At 66.5% G+C, this 913-nt stretch carries 1 protein-coding gene; it reads right to left on the bottom strand.

Annotation, left to right across the window (positions count from 1 at the left end):
* Window positions 1–913, bottom strand: a 913-nt coding sequence (locus EN939_RS35980) for an ABC transporter permease subunit (RefSeq protein WP_127272034.1), incomplete at both ends; no start/stop codon positions are given.

Raw genomic sequence — 913 nt, 5'->3', positions numbered from 1 at the left:
GACACTGCTCGAACACGCTGCCGATACAGGCGCCGACGACGATCGGCGGCACGACAAGGACAAAGCCGGCGCCTGTATCGGCAGCGTGTTCGAGCAGTGTCTTTGCGCCGGCACGGCGGTTCAGCGCCAGTGCCCGCCGCGCCATGGTCAGCGCCAGCGACAGCATCACCGAGAGCAGTGCCGACAGGAAGGCCAGCACCACGCTGGTCAGCGTTGCCTGCCGGACAGTGGCCTCACCGGCCAACCGGCCGAGATCCGCACCCAACCCGGCCATCACGGTTGCCGCCATCGGCCCAACGACGAACAGCAGCGCCAGGATGATGAGTAGCGCGTTCAACCAGGTCTCGCTCCGATGGACTGAGAGATACCGACGTTGCGCGACCGGCAAATTGGTGTCGCCGACCACATTGGCGCCCAGGCGCGTCAGGGCCAGCACAACGATAAAGGTCAGGGCAATCTGCAACAGCGTCAGTGTAACGGCCCGCGCGGGATCGAAATCAAAGCGCAGCGCCTGGTAGATGCCGACCTCCAGCGTCGTCGCGGCCGGCCCGCCGCCGAGCGTCAGCACGATCGTGAAGGATGTGATGCAGAGCATGAACACAAGCCCGGCGACGCCGGGCAATGCGGCGCGCAGCGTTGGCCATTCGATCAGCCGGAACGCCGGCCGCGCCGCCATGCCGAGTTGGCTCGCCAACCGCCATTGGTCGGCCGGTATGGTCTGCAGCGCCTCGAGGAACAGCCGCGTCGCCAGCGGCAGGTTGAAGAAGACATGGGCGACGAGGATGCCGGACAGGCCATAGATACCCGGCCAGCTTCCGCCGCCGATCAGGGCAAGCACGCCGGCGAAATAGCCGGCACGGCCATAAAGCGCCAGAATGCCGAGCGCTGCGACAATAGCCGGCAGCGCCAACGG

It is taken from the genome of Mesorhizobium sp. M7A.F.Ca.CA.002.05.1.1 (genome assembly GCF_003998335.1).
Taxonomy (GTDB): domain Bacteria; phylum Pseudomonadota; class Alphaproteobacteria; order Rhizobiales; family Rhizobiaceae; genus Mesorhizobium.
Note: the sequence above shows the minus strand (reverse complement) of the source record. Positions and strands in the feature narration are given on the sequence as shown.